This is a genomic window from Streptomyces bungoensis, assembly GCF_001514215.1.
GTDB classification, from domain to species: domain Bacteria; phylum Actinomycetota; class Actinomycetes; order Streptomycetales; family Streptomycetaceae; genus Streptomyces; species Streptomyces bungoensis.
The window spans coordinates 22943-40056 of sequence record NZ_KQ948853.1 but is presented as its reverse complement, the minus strand read 5'-3'; the positions used below and the strand labels follow the sequence as shown (position 1 = coordinate 40056).

The window sequence follows — 17114 nt, the reverse complement described above, 5'->3', positions numbered from 1 at the left end:
TCAACGCTGGGCCTGCCACATTCAACAAATTCAACAGGAGCGCGATGCCACAGCGGTTGGTGATCACGGGGCGGAGCCAGGAACCGCGGGAGCGGTTCACCGAGGAGCTGCGAAGCCTGAGGACCGAACGCGGCCTGTCCCTGCGGGAGTTGGCGAAGGAGGTCGGTTGGGACTCGTCCCAGTTCAGCAAGATGGAGAGCGGGCGGACGCTGGGCGGCCCCGAGGTCGTCCAGGCGCTGGACCAGTTCTACGGGACACCGGGGTTGCTGGTGACGCTGTGGGAGCTGGCGGTGGCGGATCCGGCGCAGTTCAAGGAGCAGTACCGGGGCTACATGGAACTCGAGGCCGAGGCGGTCAGCCTGTGGCAGTACTCCGTGAGCAGGCCACCCGGGCTTCTGCAGACCGCCGAGTACGCGCGCGAAGCCCTCGCTGCGGGCGGTCTCAAGGGTGACGAGCTGGACCAGCAGGTCGAGGCGCGCACCGGACGGCGGAAGGTGCTGGACGGTGATGACCCACCGCCGTTCCGCATCGTCCTCTCCGAGGCGGTCCTACGCCACTCGTTGCGCGATCAACGGGCGTGGAGGAGGCAACTGGAGCGCCTGGCGGAGGCTGCGGCGCAGCCGAACATCTCCCTTCACGTCCTGCCGTTCGGCTCCGGGTTGCATGGCCTGGACAGTACCGACGTCATGTTCCTGAGGCTGCCGGACGGCCGTACCGTGGCCTATGCGGAGAACGACGTACGCGGTGAACTGATCGACGAACCAAGCAAGGTCGAGCGTTTCCACCGCACATATGATGCCGTGCGCGACCTGGCCCTGCCCTCGGCCGAGTCACAGAAGCTGATCCTGGGGATGTTGGAGGAAGTGCCGTGCGAGCCATCGACCTGAGCGACGCGGACTGGCGCAAGAGCAGCTACAGCAACTCCGACGGCGGCAACTGCCTCGAAGTCGCCGACGACATCCCCTCCGTCGTCCCCGTCCGGGACAGCAAGGCCCCCGCCCGCGGAGCCCTCGTGTTCCGGGCCGGCGCCTGGGCCGCCTTCGTGGACGGCCTCAGGCGCGCGGGCGCGGAGTAGCGCGGAGCAGCAGCGAGGTCAGCACGTACCGCGCAGGTAGCAGATCCGCTGCGCGGACACCGGGCCGGGGACGGTGTGCACCAGGAACTTGAAGTCTCCCGGATGGTTCGCGTACGAGCCCCTGTTGTTGTGGGGAGCATGTGCCGGGGGGTTCGGATTCGCGTAGTGCAGGACCCGGAGCGTGCCAGAGCTCTGGTAGATCCTGTTGTCCCCCGGCCATGTCTTGCTGCATGTCGTGCTGTTCGCGGGCCGCCAGCACGCGAACGCGCCGTTGTGGGTGCCGGCTGACGACCTGTAGGCGATGAAGGGGCCGGGGCAGTAGGTCACGCCGCCACTGGAGGGGCATGGCTGCGCCGAGTAGTTGCGGTACGAATCGAGTCGCCAGTTCGATCTCTTCGGGGTCGGGCAGGTTGCGCTCTGGGGGTTCTTGCAGACCCAGAACTCCTGGACAGGGGGCTTCTTCGTGTTGGCAGGCCAGACTCCCACGTGAGCGACCTTGATGCCCACACCGGCTCTCTCCTCCAGCAGGAGGGCATTGTGGACCCGGTAGTACGGTGCCCCCGAAACCCGGTAGATGACCGCCACGCCCGCCGAGGGAGCCTTCGGGGCCGCGGTCGCCGCGTTCGCGACCTCGGCGGGACGGGTCGTCGCAGGGCTCACTGACAGAGCGGGCGTCGCTGCGGCAGCGGTGAGAAGCAGGGCAAGCAGTGCGGCGCGGACCAGGCGGCCTGCGTGGACGAACATGGAGCTCCCTTCTGCTGCCGAAAACCGCGGATGCGGCCATCGGTGGTGAAGGTGTGCCACCACGGACCGGGCCCTTACCCGAGAACCCCGAAGATCAGCCGCCTGGGGCAGCGGGCACTCAGCCCAGCGCCCTCCCCAGCACCCACACCACCGGTGCCGCCGCCGACAGGGGCAGGGCGACGCCCGCGGTGAAGTGGACGAAGCGGGACGGGTAGTCGTAGCTCGCGACGCGGTGGCCGATCAGGGCGCAGGCGGCGGCCGCACCGCCCAGCAGCGCGCCCTTGGCGCCCAGGCCCGTCATGCCGCCCACGGCGATCCCCGCGCCGGCGGCGGCCAGCAGCGAGACCACCACCGAGACCGGGGTCGGCAGCGGCAGCGCCCGCGCCAGGACGGCGACCGCGACCGCGGCCGCGCCGACGGAGACCGCGTGCGGGCCGGCGCCCAGGTAGCCGGTGGCCAGGACGGACAGCGCCGTGGACGCGACCGTCGCCATCAGGCCGTACATCCGCTCGTCCGGTGAGGCGTGCGAGCGCAGCTGCAGCACCAGCGACAGCAGGACCCAGGCGCCGAGGGGGCCGAGGATCGCGGCGGGGGCGTGGTCGCGGCCCGCGGCCAGCACCGCCACGTCCGCGGTCAGCGCGCCCGCGAAGGCCAGCGCGATGCCCTGCCGGGCGGGCCACATGCCGTTCAGACGGAACCAGCCCGCCGCCGTCACGGCCTGGAGCAGCACCAGCGGGACGACGAGGGCGTACGGGGCGGCGGGGGCCGTCACGGCCAGCAGCAGGCCGAGCACGGCGGTGAGCAGCGCCGGCTGCATCCCGGGCTCGATGACCGGGGAGCGGCCCTCGAGGCGGGCCCGCTGGGCGTCGGTGATGCGGGCGTTCCCGACGAGCGTCGCGGGACCGTAGTCCGGGGCGGCCTCGGGGCCGGGACCGGCACCGGGCCCGTGTCCCGGCGCGGTGGCGGGCTCGGGCTGCGGCTGCGGCTGCGCGTACGGCTGCGCGGTCCGGGGCTGCGGGGCGTGCGGCTGCGCGTACGGCTGGGCCTGCGGCTGCGCGTACGGATCCGCGAAGTGCTGCTGCTGCGCCTGGTACGGGTTGTCGCGCGGCGGCAGGTACGCCGTCTCGGGGGCGGCCGGTGTCTGCGGGTGGCTCTGGGTCTCCCAGGTCTGTCCCTGCCACTGCTGGGTGAGCTGGGGGTCGTGGCCGGGCGGGGCCTGCTGGTCGTACCCCTGCCACGGACCGGCGGCACCGGCCTGCCGGTGGGGGTCGTAGGGGTCGTACGGGCCGCTCTGGTACGGCTCGCTCATCGCCTCATCCTCCTGCGAACGGCGGGAGCACCTCGACCGTGCCGCCCTCGGCCAGCCGTACCGTCTCATGCGGGCGCGTGCCCACGGGGTCGCCGTCGACGAGGAAGGAGCATCGCCGCAGGACGCGCGGGAGTTCCCCGGGGTGCCGCTCGCGCACCGCGGCGAGCGCCTCGGCGAGCGTCACCGCGTCGCAGGGCTCCTCGGCGATCCCGGCCGCGGCCTTGGCAGCGGCCCAGTAGCGGACCGTGACCTTGGGCATCTGGTTCCTCGCTCGACGGCAGGAGAGAAGGACGGACGCGATCAGGCTAAGGCACCCGGCGGGCCGTTCACGAAGCGGCGCCGGAACCGGGGCGGCCGAGCGCCCAGGCGCCGATCCGGTCCAGCAGGGCGTCCGCGGCCGCGTTCTCGGCGTGGCCCATGCCCTGCTCCACCCAGAGCTCGCCGTGCTCACCGGCGGCCTCGGCCAGCATCCGGGGGTGGTCCAGGGGGAAGTAGCCGTCCCGGTCGCCGTGCACGACGAGCAGCGGGGCCGGGGCGATCCGCGCGGCCGCCTGCACCGGGGAGAGCGGCACGGGGTCCCAGTCGCGGTGGTGGATGCGGGTGCGGAAGCCGTAGCGGCCGACCAGGCGGCCCGCCGGCCGGGTGACCAGCCAGTGCAGCCGGCGCATGGGGGCCGTGCCGCGGTAGTACCAGCGGGCGGGGGCGCTGACCGAGACCACCGCGTCGGCCGTGCCGGGGTGGAGCGCCGCGTGCCGCAGCACCACCGAGCCGCCCATGGAGAAGCCGACGGTCACCACGCGCGCGTGCCCGAGGCCGCGCGCCCACTCCACGGCGGCGGCCAGGTCCAGCACCTCCTTGTCGCCGACCGTGGACCGGCCGCCGGAGCGGCCGTGGCCCCGGAAGGAGAAGGTGACGACGGCGCCGTACCGAGCCAGCCGCGCGGCCACCCGGCGCACGTGCGGCCGGTCCACGTCGCCGGTGAAGCCGTGGGCGACCACGAACACCGGGCCGCGGCAGGCCGTCTGGGAGATGTCCGGCGGGGTCGCGGGCGCGCTCGCGGACCGGTCGTATACGGCGGCGCCGGGATCGTATACGGAATCGATGGCCACACCGTCGGCCGTGCGCAGAAACGTCCGGATACGGGCCCGTCCGCACGTCTCGGGATGCGGACGAACGGTGGAACGTGCCACATGACCTGCCGGACCGTTGCTCATGTGGGCTATTCTGCTGGGCAGAGGACTCGGGCAGTGAAGCCCCCGGGTCCTTTTGTGCTTTCGGAAGCGTTGTATACGAAGCGGGAAACCTCAGGTGACCGCGGGTGTACGGGGCTCTCGGGATCGCAGGCAGTGCCGTATCGCACACGTCCTCGCAGGGACCGAGGAGGAACCAGACGTATGAGTTCTCTGCTGCTCCTGACCAACGCCCTCCAGCCGTCGACGGAGGTGCTCCCCGCACTCGGACTGCTGCTGCACAACGTGCGGGTCGCCCCCGCCGAGGGGCCCGCGCTCGTCGACACGCCGGGCGCCGACGTGATCCTCGTCGACGGCCGCCGCGACCTGCCGCAGGTGCGCAGCCTGTGCCAGCTGCTGCGCTCCACCGGCCCCGGCTGCCCGCTCCTGCTCGTCGTCACCGAGGGCGGCCTCGCCGCCGTCACCGCCGACTGGGGCATCGACGACGTCCTGCTGGACACCGCCGGCCCCGCCGAGGTGGAGGCCCGGCTGCGGCTGGCCATGGGCCGGCAGCAGATCACGGCCGACGACTCCCCCATGGAGATCCGCAACGGCGACCTGTCGGTGGACGAGGCGACCTACTCGGCCAAGCTCAAGGGCCGGGTCCTGGACCTCACGTTCAAGGAGTTCGAGCTGCTCAAGTACCTCGCGCAGCACCCCGGCCGGGTCTTCACCCGCGCCCAGCTGCTGCAGGAGGTCTGGGGCTACGACTACTTCGGCGGCACGCGGACGGTGGACGTGCACGTACGGCGGCTGCGCGCCAAGCTCGGCCCGGAGCACGAGTCGCTGATCGGAACCGTCCGGAACGTCGGTTATCGATTCGTTACGCCCGAGAAGGGCGACCGGTCCGAGAGGTCCGTGGACGAGGCGAAGGCCAAGAAGGACCGGACAAAGCCGGAAGATGCGGACACGTCTGCGCTGCGGGACGGCTCCGAGCTCCACGCGGACGCCTGACCGGCCGCCGGGCGGCGCGCGGCCCCCTTCCGCCCGGCACCGCCCGGCATGCGATACGCCCTGCCCAGCGCGGGTCCATCCGCGTAGACTCCGCGCGTGGCGAAGGTGACTCGCGATGACGTGGCACGGCTGGCCGGAACCTCCACAGCCGTCGTCAGTTACGTCATCAACAACGGACCCCGGCCGGTCGCCCCGGCCACGCGCGAGCGTGTCCTCGCGGCGATCAAGGAGCTGGGGTACCGGCCCGACCGGGTCGCCCAGGCCATGGCCTCGCGCCGCACCGACCTCATAGGCCTCATCATCCCCGACGCCCGCCAGCCGTTCTTCGGCGAGATGGCGCACGCGGTCGAGCAGGCCGCCTCCGAGCGCGGGAAGATGGTCCTGGTCGGCAACACCGACTACATCGGCGAGCGCGAGGTGCACTACCTGCGCGCCTTCCTCGGCATGCGGGTCTCCGGGCTCATCCTCGTCTCGCACGCCCTGAACGACCTCGCGGCCGCCGAGATCGAGGCCTGGGACGCCCGGGTGGTGCTGCTGCACGAGCGCCCGGAGGCCATCGACGACGTCGCCGTCGTCACCGACGACCTGGGCGGCGCCCAGCTCGCCGTCCGCCACCTGCTGGAGCACGGGTACGAGTACGTCGCCTGCATGGGCGGTACGGCGCAGACGCCGGCCGTCGGCGACCCGGTCTCCGACCACGTCGAGGGCTGGAAGCGGGCCATGGCGGAGGCGGGCCTGACCACCGAGGGCCGGCTGTTCGAGGCGCCCTACAACCGCTACGACGCCTACCGCGTCGCCCTGGAGTTCCTCTCCCGCCCCGACCGCCCGCGGGCGGTCTTCTGCTCCACCGACGACCAGGCCATCGGCGTGCTCCGGGCCGCCCGCGAGCTGCGCATCGACGTGCCCGGCGAGCTGGCGGTGGCCGGGTTCGACGACATCAAGGAGGCGGCGCTCGCCGACCCGCCCCTGACCACCGTCGCCTCGGACCGCTCGGCGATGGCCCGCGCGGCGGTCGACCTGGTCCTGGACGACGGCCTGCGCGTGGCGGGCTCCCGCCGCGAGCGCCTGAAGACGTTCCCGTCCCGCCTGGTGGTCCGCACGTCCTGCGGCTGCGCCTGATCCCGGGGGCGCCCGGCCGGCTTCGGCACGCGTCTTCATATCGGGCAAACAAGGTTCTGCCGGGCTTCTCAGGGAGCACTCAGGAAGCTCTCATGGTCGCGGGGGACTCTGTTTGTCATGACCGAGAGCATCCGCCGCAGCGGCGAGTTCGAGTACGAGAACCATGAGGGTACCTACGCTCAGCCCGGCCACTCCGCTCCCGTGAATCCGGAGTGGCCGCCCCCGCCGCCGTACGGTCCTGCGACGGCGGTCGCGGCACCCGAGCCGGCCCCGCGGCCCGCCCGGAAGCGTCCCCGGGGACCGGTGGCGCTGCTCGCGGCGGTGGCGATCGTCGCGGCGGCGGTCGGCGGCGGCACGGCGTACGCCTTCCAGGAGCTGGCCGGCCAGGACACGGTCGCCTCCACCGGCGCGGCCACCCCGGTGGTGCCGTCGAGCAAGCGGGGCGACGTCGCCGCGATCGCCGCCGCGGTCAGCCCCAGCGTGGTGGAGGTCAACGCCACCCTCGGCACCGGCTCGTCCACCGGCTCCGGCGTGATCATCACCTCCGGCGGCGAGATCGTCACCAACAACCACGTCGTCGCCGGCGCCACCTCGATCAAGGTGCGCACCAGCGACGGCAGGAGCCGCGCCGCCGAGGTCGTCGGCACCGACAGCTCCAAGGACCTCGCCCTGCTCAAGGTCAAGGGCGTCTCCGGGCTCACACCGGCGTCGCTCGGCGACTCCGGGAACGTCCAGGTCGGCGACAGCGTCGTGGCGATCGGCTCCCCCGAGGGCCTGACCGGCACCGTCACCAGCGGCATCGTCTCCGCGCTCGACCGGGACGTCACCGTCTCCACGGACGAGAACCAGGGGCAGGGCCAGGGCGGCGACGGCCAGTGGCCGTTCCAGTTCGGCGGCCGCCAGTTCAACGGCGACACCGGATCCTCCACGACGACGTACAAGGCGATCCAGACGGACGCCTCGCTCAACCCCGGCAACTCCGGGGGCGCGCTGATCGACGCCAACGGCAACGTCATCGGCATCAACTCCGCGATGTACTCGTCGAGTCAGCAGTCCTCCTCGTCCTCCGACGCGGGCAGCGTCGGACTCGGCTTCGCGATCCCCGTCAACACCGTCAAGTCCGACCTGGCCAAGCTGCGTTCGGGTTCGTCCAGCTAGCCCGGCCGCCGGCCGGCCGTTCCACCAGCAGGGAGTACGCCATGATCAAGAAGGTCTCGCACACGGTTCCCGCAGGCGGTCCGGCCGCCCTCACCCTGGCCCTGGCGGTGGCGCACGAGCTGCACGCCCCGGCCACCGCCCCGGCCCCGGCGCCCGCCCCGCGCGCCCCCGAGGTCGCCCAGGTCCCCGAGCTGATGGGCCTGCGCACCTCCGCCGACCGCCCGCACCGCCGCAAGGTGCCGCTGCACCGCCTCAGCACCGTCCACCGGCTGGGCGCGATGAAGAGCCTGAGCGCACTGGGCGTCTGAGCCCGGCCGCCCGCCTCCCGGCCCGGAAACGTGCGACGCTGAGAGACACCCCGGCCACCCGACCCACCGCACCCCGAGGAACCGCGAGCGATGAGCCCCGCCGAAGGCGACCGTGACCCCCAGCGCATCCTGATCGTCGACGACGAGCCCGCCGTACGCGAGGCGCTCCAGCGCAGCCTCGCCTTCGAGGGGTACGACACCGAGGTCGCCGTCGACGGCGCGGACGCGCTGGTCAAGGCCGGCGCCTACCAGCCGGACCTGATCGTCCTGGACATCCAGATGCCCAGGATGGACGGCCTGACGGCGGCCCGCCGCATCCGGGGCGCCGGGGACACCCTCCCGATCCTCATGCTGACCGCCCGCGACACCGTGGGCGACCGGGTCACCGGGCTCGACGCGGGCGCGGACGACTACCTGGTCAAGCCGTTCGAACTGGACGAGCTGTTCGCCCGGATCCGCGCGCTGCTGCGCCGCAGCTCCTACGCGGCCGCCGTGGGCTCCGCCGAGGCCCAGCGGGACGAGGCGCTCACCTTCGGCGACCTGCGCATGGACCTCGCGACCCGCGAGGTCACCCGCGGCGGCCGGCGGGTCGAGCTGACCCGGACGGAGTTCACGCTGCTGGAGATGTTCCTGGCCCACCCGCGCCAGGTCCTCACCCGGGAGCAGATCCTCAAGGCCGTCTGGGGCTTCGACTTCGAACCCTCGTCCAACTCCCTGGACGTCTACGTGATGTACCTGCGCCGCAAGACCGAGGCGGGCGGTGAGCCCCGCCTGGTGCACACCGTGCGGGGCGTCGGCTACGTGCTCCGGCAGGGCGGCGCGGAGTGACCGGTCTGGTGCGCCGCTACCGGGCGCTGCCCCTGCGGGCCCGCCTCGCCGTCCTGGTGGCGGCGGCGGTGGCGTTCGCGGTGGCGGCGGTGTCGGTGACGTGCTGGTTCATCGTCCAGGGGAAGGTGTACGACCAGGTCGGCAAGGACCTCCAGCAGGCGGTCCAGCGGCCCCAGTCGGCCGACGCCGTGGACACCCTGCTCTCCACCTGCCCGCAGGCCCCGACGGACTCCACCTACGGGTTCCGGGGCAGCGGCACCTACTACTTCGAGGCGGTGAAGCAGAACGGCACCGCCTGCGTCTTCGGCAACTCCGCGGGCACCGTGAAGACCACCGCCGTGGACCGGCGCTACATCGCGCAGGCGAACGTCCGCGAGGGCCGGTTCCGCAACGGCACGGACAGCAACGGCAACGCCGTCCGCGTGCTCATCATGCCGCTCATCGTCAACCAGGGCCCGGGCACGCCCCTGCAGGTCTACCCGAACACGGCCCTGCTGGTGGCCACGCCCCTGAAGAGCACCGAGGAGACGCTCAACGAACTGGCCCTCATCCTGCTCCTCGTCTCCGGCATCGGCGTGCTGGGCGCCGGCGCGGCGGGCCTCACGGTGGCCCGCGCGGGCCTGCGCCCGGTCGACAAGCTCACCGAGGCCGTGGAGCACGTGGCCCGCACCGAGGACCTGACCATCCGCATCCCCGTCGAGGACGACAGCGAGGACGAGGTCGCCCGCCTCTCCCGCTCCTTCAACTCCATGACCGCCTCCCTCGCCAGCTCCCGCGACCTGCAGCGGCAGCTGATCGCGGACGCCGGCCACGAGCTGCGCACCCCCCTCACCTCGCTGCGGACGAACATCGAACTGCTCACCCGGAGCGAGGAGACGGGCCGCCCGCTGCCCCCGGCGGACCGCAAGGCGCTGCTCGCCTCGGTGAAGGCGCAGATGACGGAGCTGGCGTCCCTGATCGGCGACCTGCAGGAGCTGTCCCGTTCGGAGGGCGAGCGCGGCGAGCGCGTCCAGGTGGTGTCCCTCCAGGACACCGTGGAGGCGGCCCTGCGCCGGGCCCGCCTGCGCGGCCCCGAGCTGACGATCACGGCGGACCTGGACCCCTGGTACGTCCGGGCGGAGCCCTCCGCGCTGGAGCGGGCGGTCGTCAACATCCTGGACAACGCGGTGAAGTTCAGCCCGGAGGGCGGCACCGTCGAGGTCCGCCTGACGGACGGCGTGCTGACCGTCCGCGACCACGGCCCCGGCATCCCCGCCGACGAACTCCCCTACGTCTTCGACCGCTTCTGGCGCTCGCCGTCGGCCCGCGCCCTGCCCGGCTCGGGCCTCGGCCTGTCCATCGTGGCCCGCACGGTCCGGCAGGCGGGCGGCGAGGTCGCCCTGGACCGCGCCGAGGGCGGCGGCACGGTGGTGACGGTACGCCTGCCGGGGGCACCCACGGCTCCGCCGGAGATGCCGTAGCGGATCGGCGGCGGCAGGCGCACCGGGGCGGCAACCTTCCCCGCGCCCACGGCGACTCCGGGTCGACCCGACCCGGACCACCGACTGGAGTCGCCCATGAGCCCCCGCACCCCCCACCGCCGGCCCCGCGGGGCACTGGCCCTCGGCCTGCCCCTCGCACTCGCCACGACCGGCACGCTCGCCTACGGCTTCCTCGGCCCCGGCGCCCAGCCCGAGGCCTCCGCCGCCGCGGCCACCACCCTCACCGTCGCCCAGGACGGTTCCGGGCAGTACCGGACCGTCCAGGCCGCCGTGAACGCCGTACCCGCGGACAACCCCTCCCGGGTCGTCATCTCCGTCAAGCCCGGCACGTACCGGGAGACCGTCAAGGTGCCCGCGAACAAGCCGCACGTCACCCTCCAGGGCACCGGCGCGAGCCGCAAGGACACGGTGATCGTGTACGGCAACGCGTCCGGCACCAGGAAGCCCGACGGCTCCGGCACCTACGGCACCGGCGGCAGCGCGACCGTCGCCGTCGAGGCCGACGACTTCCAGGCCCGCGACCTCACCGTCGCCAACGACTTCGACGAGGCCGCCCACCAGGACATCGCCCAGCAGGCGGTCGCCCTGCGCACCGCCTCCGACAAGGTCCTCCTCGACGGCGTCATCGTCACCGGCGACCAGGACACCCTGCTGCTGGACACCGCCTCCAAGGACAGGCTGGGCCGGGTCTACCTGACGAACTCCTACGTCGTCGGCAACGTCGACTTCATCTTCGGCCGCGCCACCGCCGTGATCGACCACTCGGTCATCACCCTCAAGAAGCGCTGGAACGGCACCTCGGCCGGCTACGTCACCGCCCCGTCGACGGCCGCGAACCGCAAGGGCATCCTCATCGCCAACTCCACGGTGAACGGTGACGTCTCCTCCCGCAGCTTCTACCTCGGCCGCCCCTGGCACGCCGGCGGCGACGCCACCCTCGACCCGCAGACCACCGTCCGCAACACCGGCCTCAGCGACGCGATCAAGACCACACCCTGGACCGACATGAGCGGCTTCTCCTGGAAGGACGACCGCTTCGCCGAGTACAGGAACACCGGCGCCGGCGCCGGGACGGCGAGCACCGACCGCCCCCAACTGACCGACGCCCAGGCCGCGAACCAGGAAGTCGCCGACTGGCTGGGCGACTGGACGCCCTCGGCGTCCTGACGACGCCGTACGGCCCGCCCCGCGGCGCCCCGGCCCGTTCCCGCGAGGAGGCGGGCGCCGGCCGGGGGCGGGCCGTACCCTCGTACGCATGAGCAGCGACGACTCCGTACGGCCCGTACCCTCCCGCTCCATCGAGACCCGCTCCACGCTCGACCCGGACCAGGCCGAGGCCGTGCTCGCACTGCTCGCCGACGCCGCCCGGGCCGACGGTCAGCAGCCGGTCTCCGAGCAGGGACGCCTGCAACTGCGCGGAGGCGCCCGCGAGGGCGTCTCCCACCTGCTGCTGAGCATCGACGGCGAACTCGTCGGCTACGCCCAGCTGGAGGACACCGACCCGGTGGAGCCGCCGGCCGCCGAACTCGTCGTCCACCCGGCCCACCGCGGGCACGGGCACGGCCGGGCGCTGGGCTCGGCGCTGCTCGCCGCCTCGGGCAAGCGGCTGCGGGTCTGGGCGCACGGCGGGCACTCCGCCGCCCGCCACCTCGCCCAGGTGCTGGGACTGACCCTGTTCCGCGAACTGCGCCAGATGCGGCGCTCGCTGACGGACCTGCAGCTGCCCGACCCGGTGCTGCCCGAGGGCGTCGGCGTGCGCACCTTCGTGCCCGGCAAGGACGACGCGGCCTGGCTCGCGGTCAACGCGGCCGCCTTCGCCCACCACCCCGAGCAGGGCGCGCTGACCCAGCGCGACCTGGACGACCGCAAGGCCGAGCCGTGGTTCGACCCGGCCGGGTTCTTCCTCGCCGAGCGCCGCGGCGAGCTGGTCGGCTTCCACTGGACCAAGGTGCACGCCGAGGAGGGCCTCGGCGAGATCTACGTACTCGGCGTCCGCCCCGGCGAACAGGGCGGCGGCCTCGGCAAGGCCCTCACCGTGATCGGCCTGCGCCACCTGGCCGGGCAGCAGCTGCCGGCGGCGATGCTCTACGTCGACGCCGACAACAAGGCGGCGGTCTCGGTGTACGAGCGGATGGGGTTCACCACCTACGAGACCGACCTGATGTACCGCACCGAGACCTGACGGACACGGAGCGTCACGACCGCGCGGGGAGGGGCGTTCCGGCCCGGACCACGGGGCGTCGGGGCCGGATTTCCGGCGCCCCGGGATCGCGGGAGCCGCCTCGCGCTCTCCCCGCGATATCCCGGACGTCATGTCTCCGTAACCATCGATTCAGACGGGCTTGCGACGCTCGGCCAATGAAGCCCGCCGTGCCAGAGCCTCCGCCGCCTCCCGCGAGGCCCGCAGCCGTGCTCCCGCCCGCGCTTTCCGACGCGCCCGTATCGCGCGCGACGCGGAAGAATGGGTTCATGAGTCAGCCAGACGCCGAGGTTCAGCACACGCAGCCCTCCGTGGGCTCCATCGCCGCGCACCGCCCGCACACCGTGGCCGCCGCCGTCTCCGACCTCGAACCCGACATCGACGCCGACCTCGACGCCTACGAGGACTCGGCGGGCGAGGGGGCTCCGCTGCCGCAGGGTCGTTTCCTCGACCGGGAGCGCAGCTGGCTCGCCTTCAACGAGCGGGTCCTGGAGCTGGCCGAGGACCCCGACACCCCCCTGCTGGAGCGGGCCAACTTCCTGGCGATCTTCGCCAGCAACCTGGACGAGTTCTTCATGGTCCGGGTCGCCGGCCTGAAGCGGCGCATCGCCACCGGCGTCGCCACCCGCTCCGCCTCCGGCCTGCAGCCCCGCGAGGTGCTGGAGATGATCTGGGCCCGCTCCCGCGAGCTCATGGCCCGGCACGCCGCCTGCTACCACGAGGACGTCGCCCCCGCACTCGCGGAGGAGGGCATCCACCTGGTCCGCTGGAACGAGCTGACCGAGAAGGAGCAGGCCCGGCTGTTCACCCTGTTCCGGCACCGGATCTTCCCCGTCCTGACCCCGCTGGCCGTGGACCCCGCGCACCCGTTCCCGTACATCTCCGGCCTCTCCCTGAACCTGGCCGTCGTCGTGCGCAACCCGGTCAGCGGCCACACCCACTTCGCGCGGGTGAAGGTGCCGCCGCTGCTGAACCGCTTCCTGGAGAGCTCCCCCGGCCGGTACGTCCCCATCGAGGACGTCATCGCCGCCCACCTCGAGGAGCTCTTCCCGGGCATGGAGGTGCTCGAGCACCACGCCTTCCGGCTCACCCGCAACGAGGACCTCGAGGTCGAGGAGGACGACACCGAGAACCTCCTGCAGGCCCTGGAGAAGGAGCTCATGCGGCGCCGCTTCGGCCCGCCGGTGCGCCTGGAGGTCGAGGAGTCCATCGACCGCGAGGTGCTCGACCTGCTGGTGCGCGAGCTGAAGATCTCCGAGGCCGAGGTCTACCCGCTGCCCGGTCCCCTGGACCTCACCGGCCTCTTCCGCATCCACAGCCTCGACCGGCCGGAGCTGAAGTACCGCAAGTTCGTGGCGGGCACCCACCGCGACCTGGCCGAGGTGGAGTCGGCGTCCGCGCCCGACATCTTCGCCGCCCTGCGTACCCGGGACGTGCTCCTGCACCACCCCTACGACTCGTTCTCCACCTCCGTCCAGGCCTTCCTGGAGCAGGCGGCGGCCGACCCGGACGTCCTGGCCATCAAGCAGACGCTGTACCGCACCTCCGGCGACTCCCCCATAGTCGACGCGCTCATCGACGCCGCCGAGTCCGGCAAGCAGGTGCTGGTCCTCGTCGAGATCAAGGCCCGCTTCGACGAGCACGCCAACATCAAGTGGGCGCGCAAGCTGGAGGAGGCCGGCTGCCACGTCGTCTACGGCCTGGTCGGTCTGAAGACCCACTGCAAGCTGTCCCTGGTGGTCCGCCAGGAGGGCGACGACACCCTGCGCCGCTACAGCCACGTCGGCACCGGCAACTACCACCCGAAGACCGCCCGGCTGTACGAGGACCTCGGCCTGCTCACCGCCGACCCGCAGGTCGGCGCCGACCTCTCCGACCTGTTCAACCGGCTCTCCGGCTACTCCCGCCGCGAGACCTACCGCCGGCTGCTGGTCGCCCCCAAGTCCCTGCGCGACGGCCTGATCGCCCGCATCGACAAGGAGGCCCAGCACCACCGCGCCGGACGCCCCGCGTTCATCCGCATCAAGGTCAACTCGATGGTGGACGAGGCGATCATCGACGCCCTGTACCGGGCCTCCCAGGCGGGCGTGCCGGTGGACGTGTGGGTGCGCGGCATCTGCGCGGTGCGCCCGGGCGTCGCGGGCCTGTCGGAGAACATCAGGGTCCGCTCGATCCTCGGCCGCTTCCTGGAGCACTCCCGGGTGTTCGCCTTCGGCAACGGCGGCGAACCGGAGGTCTGGATCGGAAGCGCCGACATGATGCACCGCAATCTCGACCGCCGGATAGAGGCCCTGGTCCGGGTCACCGACCCGGCCCACAGGGCGGCCCTGAACCGGCTGCTCGACACCGGCATGTCCGACACCACCGCCTCCTGGCACCTCGGCCCCGACGGCGAGTGGACCCGGCACGCGACCGACGCGGACGGACAGCCCCTGCGCAACATCCAGGAGATGCTCATAGACGCCCGGAGGCGCCGGCGTGGCACAGCAACACCTTGACCCGACGGACCCCACGGCCCCGGCGGTGACGGCGGACGCCCTCGCGGGTTACCTGCGTGCCCAGGCCACCGAGTTCCTCCGCGCCCTGCGGCTGCACCGGGAGACCGGCGCCGCCGCGGGGAGCGGCGCGGAGGAGTCCGTCGACGCGGCCCGGGCCCTGCGCCGCTCGGCCCGCCGCATCAGCGCCAGCCTGCACACCTTCCGCCCCCTGCTGGAGGCGGACTGGTCGGAGGACATGCGGCCGGAACTGGCCTGGGTGTCGGGCACACTGGGCCTCGAGCACGCCTACGAGGCCCGCCTGCAACGGCTGCTGCTGGCCCTGCACCGGCTGTCGGGCGTGACGGTGTTCCCGGGGCAGGGGACGGGCCGGCGCGGCGCGGCGACCGCGCCGGGCGGCGCGGGCGGCCGGCCGGCCCCCGTGGCCGCGGGCAGCCGCACCCCCGCCGCGGCGGGGGCACCCGTCCCCCTGCAGGCGGCGCTCGTGCCCGCCGGCGGCCCCGCCCAGCCGCCCCCCACCCCCGAGCGCGGCACCCTCACCGTGGGCGCGGCGAAGGCGGGCGCGCTGCTGGAGCGCCAGCTCACGCTCGCCCGGACCCGCGCCCACTCCACGGCGCTGCAGGCGCTCGGCTCCTCCCGCTTCCACGCGGTCGCCGACAAGGTGGCCGTCCTCGCGAGCGAGGTCCCGCTCACCCCCGCCGCCGGCACCGACCTGCACCCCCTCGCGGCCGCCGCCGAGGAGCGCCTCGCGAACGCGGTCACCGCCCTGCCCCTGGTCACCGCGGGCCACCCCTACAACGCGGAGGCCCTGGTGCACGGCCTGTCCCCGGACCCGTCCCCGCACCCCCAGGACGGCCCCTGGCACCAGGTCCGCCTGCTGCTGCGCCTGCACCGGTACGCCCGCGAGGTGCTGCACGGCGCCGACCGCCCCGCCGACGTACGCCTGCTGACGGCGGGCCAGGCCCTCAACCGGCACCGGGACGCCTCGGAGGCGGCCGCGGCGGCGGCCCAGGCGGCCCGCACGCCGCGCATCGCCCCGGCGACGGCGTACGCCCTCGGCGTGCTCCACGCCGACCAGCGGCACGAGGTGGAGGCGGCCAGGTTCGCCTTCCAGCAGGCGTGGCAGAAGGCGACGGTCGGCGCACCCTGAGGAGGCGGCGTGAACGACACGACGGTCCAGGCAGCCGGGTGCGTCCTGTGGCGCCGTTCGCCGGTGGACGGCCGGCTGGAGCTGTGTCTCGTCCACCGGCCCAGGTACGACGACTGGTCGCACCCCAAGGGCAAGCTGAAGCAGGGTGAGGACGCGCTCGCGGGCGCCCTGCGCGAGGTCGAGGAGGAGACGGGGCACAGGGCCGAGCCGGGCGCCGAGCTGCCGACCCTGCGCTACCGGGCCAACGACCGCCCCAAACAGGTGCGTTACTGGGCGGCCGAGGCCATCGCGGGCCGCTTCACCCCGACCGACGAGGTCGACCGGATCCTGTGGCTGTCCCCCTCGGCCGCCCGCGGCCGGCTGACCCAGCCCCGCGACCGCGACCTGGTGGACGCCCTCGTCGAGCACCTCGGGCACCGCGGCGTCTAGGGTGCCGCCGTGGGGAGCAGGCGCAGGGTCCGCCGTCTGGTGGTGGGCGGCACGGTGTACGGCTGGTGCTTCGGGCACCGGCACGACCGGGTGCGGGGCTACCCGGGGTGCGGCAGCACGGTGACACTGTGGCGGGCGGGAAGCCCGGCCCGTCTGCGTCTGGTCTTCCGGCCCGGACCCGGCCGGGCCGTCGCCGACGGCTACTTCGACGAGGGCGCGGCGGTGCGCCTCACCGACCGGCAGTACCTGAACCTGCACGAACCCGGCAGCGTACGGGCGTTGCTGGACGAGGCCCTGGCCCGTGGGGTGTTTCCCGCGGCGGGGACGGCGGAGGTGGACGGCTGGCCGCTGTTCGACGCCGTGACGCCGCCCCAAGTGCCGCCGGACAGGCGCTAGGCGCCCACCGCGTGGCCCTCCGCGTCCGTCCTGGCCTGGCTGCGGGCCCTGCGGGCCGGCCCGCGCCAGCCGCAGGTGCAGCGGGCCACGCAGAAGCGGCCCTGTTCGCTCGTCGTCGTGAGGTGTTCCTGCCCCTGCATCTGCCGGGCCCGTTCCGGCCCGTCCGCCTGCGCCACGGAAACCACGGTACCGGCAACACGGGGTCAAGGGTTGGCCCGGCCGTGGGCCGACGCGTGACG

18 protein-coding genes and 1 pseudogene are annotated in these 17114 nt (G+C 73.3%); 14 read left to right on the top strand and 5 right to left on the bottom strand.

Translation table 11 applies throughout. The features are described 5' to 3' along the window. Nucleotides 1-44 precede the first annotated feature (44 nt). Together AQJ66_RS07660 and AQJ66_RS07655 are read left to right on the top strand one after the other, a co-directional pair. Nucleotides 45-887 (top strand): helix-turn-helix domain-containing protein, encoded by an 843-nt coding sequence (locus tag AQJ66_RS07660; RefSeq protein ID WP_061918452.1) that lies wholly within the window; start codon nt 45-47, stop codon nt 885-887. After that, entirely contained in the window at nt 869-1075 is a 207-nt protein-coding gene (locus tag AQJ66_RS07655; protein WP_061918450.1) for a DUF397 domain-containing protein, read from the top strand. The genes AQJ66_RS07660 and AQJ66_RS07655 overlap by 19 nt, the downstream gene beginning before the upstream one ends. 18 nt (nt 1076-1093) lie before the next feature. On the opposite strand, the gene AQJ66_RS38765 is transcribed toward AQJ66_RS07655, so the two are convergent. From AQJ66_RS38765 to AQJ66_RS07640, 4 genes are all read right to left on the bottom strand, one after another. After that, nucleotides 1094-1819 (bottom strand): hypothetical protein, encoded by a 726-nt coding sequence (locus tag AQJ66_RS38765; protein WP_159052535.1) that lies wholly within the window; start codon nt 1817-1819, stop codon nt 1094-1096. 118 nt (nt 1820-1937) lie between these two features. After that, entirely contained in the window at nt 1938-3128 is a 1191-nt protein-coding gene (locus tag AQJ66_RS07650) for a hypothetical protein (protein WP_061918448.1), read from the bottom strand. A gap of 4 nt (nt 3129-3132) precedes the next feature. Next, nucleotides 3133-3387, bottom strand: a complete 255-nt coding sequence (locus AQJ66_RS07645) for a MoaD/ThiS family protein (RefSeq protein ID WP_061918446.1) — start codon at nt 3385-3387, stop codon at nt 3133-3135. Nucleotides 3388-3454: 67 nt separating this feature from the next. After that, nucleotides 3455-4342, bottom strand: a complete 888-nt coding sequence (locus AQJ66_RS07640) for an alpha/beta hydrolase (protein ID WP_107118890.1) — start codon at nt 4340-4342, stop codon at nt 3455-3457. 180 nt (nt 4343-4522) lie between these two features. Between AQJ66_RS07640 and AQJ66_RS07635 the strand changes: the two genes are divergently transcribed. The 12 genes and pseudogenes from AQJ66_RS07635 (at nt 4523) to AQJ66_RS07580 (ending at nt 16875) form a co-directional block, all read left to right on the top strand. Then, nucleotides 4523-5311: a winged helix-turn-helix transcriptional regulator gene (locus AQJ66_RS07635; protein WP_061918444.1), complete on the top strand. Its 789-nt coding sequence runs from the start codon at nt 4523-4525 to the stop codon at nt 5309-5311. Between the two features lie 96 nt (nt 5312-5407). Further along, entirely contained in the window at nt 5408-6430 is a 1023-nt protein-coding gene (locus tag AQJ66_RS07630; protein WP_079060120.1) for a LacI family DNA-binding transcriptional regulator, read from the top strand. 117 nt (nt 6431-6547) lie between these two features. Further along, on the top strand, nt 6548-7588 hold the full coding sequence (locus AQJ66_RS07625; protein WP_061918439.1) for a S1C family serine protease: 1041 nt from the start codon (nt 6548-6550) through the stop codon (nt 7586-7588). A gap of 41 nt (nt 7589-7629) precedes the next feature. Next, a complete protein-coding gene (locus tag AQJ66_RS07620) occupies nt 7630-7896 on the top strand; it encodes a hypothetical protein (protein ID WP_061918437.1) in 267 nt (88 codons plus the stop codon). Nucleotides 7897-7986: 90 nt separating this feature from the next. After that, the gene (locus AQJ66_RS07615) at nt 7987-8724 is read left to right on the top strand and encodes a response regulator transcription factor (protein ID WP_061918435.1); all 738 of its coding nucleotides are present in this window, start codon (nt 7987-7989) and stop codon (nt 8722-8724) included. Beyond that, entirely contained in the window at nt 8721-10184 is a 1464-nt protein-coding gene (locus AQJ66_RS07610) for a sensor histidine kinase (RefSeq protein ID WP_107118889.1), read from the top strand. Before AQJ66_RS07615 ends, AQJ66_RS07610 begins: the two co-directional genes overlap by 4 nt. A gap of 219 nt (nt 10185-10403) precedes the next feature. Then, nucleotides 10404-11372, top strand: a pseudogene (locus AQJ66_RS07605) (pectinesterase family protein); the annotation flags it as partial. 88 nt (nt 11373-11460) lie between these two features. Continuing rightward, entirely contained in the window at nt 11461-12387 is a 927-nt protein-coding gene (gene mshD, locus AQJ66_RS07600; protein ID WP_061918431.1) for a mycothiol synthase, read from the top strand. Between the two features lie 287 nt (nt 12388-12674). Continuing rightward, nucleotides 12675-14903, top strand: coding sequence for an RNA degradosome polyphosphate kinase (locus tag AQJ66_RS07595; RefSeq protein WP_061918429.1), 2229 nt, complete (start codon nt 12675-12677; stop codon nt 14901-14903). Next, nucleotides 14884-16050, top strand: coding sequence for a CHAD domain-containing protein (locus tag AQJ66_RS07590; protein WP_061918427.1), 1167 nt, complete (start codon nt 14884-14886; stop codon nt 16048-16050). Before AQJ66_RS07595 ends, AQJ66_RS07590 begins: the two co-directional genes overlap by 20 nt. Before the next feature lie 9 nt (nt 16051-16059). After that, entirely contained in the window at nt 16060-16479 is a 420-nt protein-coding gene (locus AQJ66_RS07585; RefSeq protein ID WP_061918425.1) for an NUDIX hydrolase, read from the top strand. 9 nt (nt 16480-16488) lie between these two features. Beyond that, the gene (locus AQJ66_RS07580; RefSeq protein ID WP_061918423.1) at nt 16489-16875 is read left to right on the top strand and encodes a hypothetical protein; all 387 of its coding nucleotides are present in this window, start codon (nt 16489-16491) and stop codon (nt 16873-16875) included. Here the strand turns inward: AQJ66_RS07580 and AQJ66_RS07575 are convergent. Beyond that, nucleotides 16872-17051 carry a hypothetical protein gene (locus AQJ66_RS07575; RefSeq protein ID WP_061918420.1) on the bottom strand — a complete coding sequence of 60 codons (180 nt, stop codon included), beginning with the start codon at nt 17049-17051 and terminating at the stop codon, nt 16872-16874. The genes AQJ66_RS07580 and AQJ66_RS07575 overlap by 4 nt on opposite strands. Between the last annotated feature and the right edge of the window lie 63 nt (nt 17052-17114).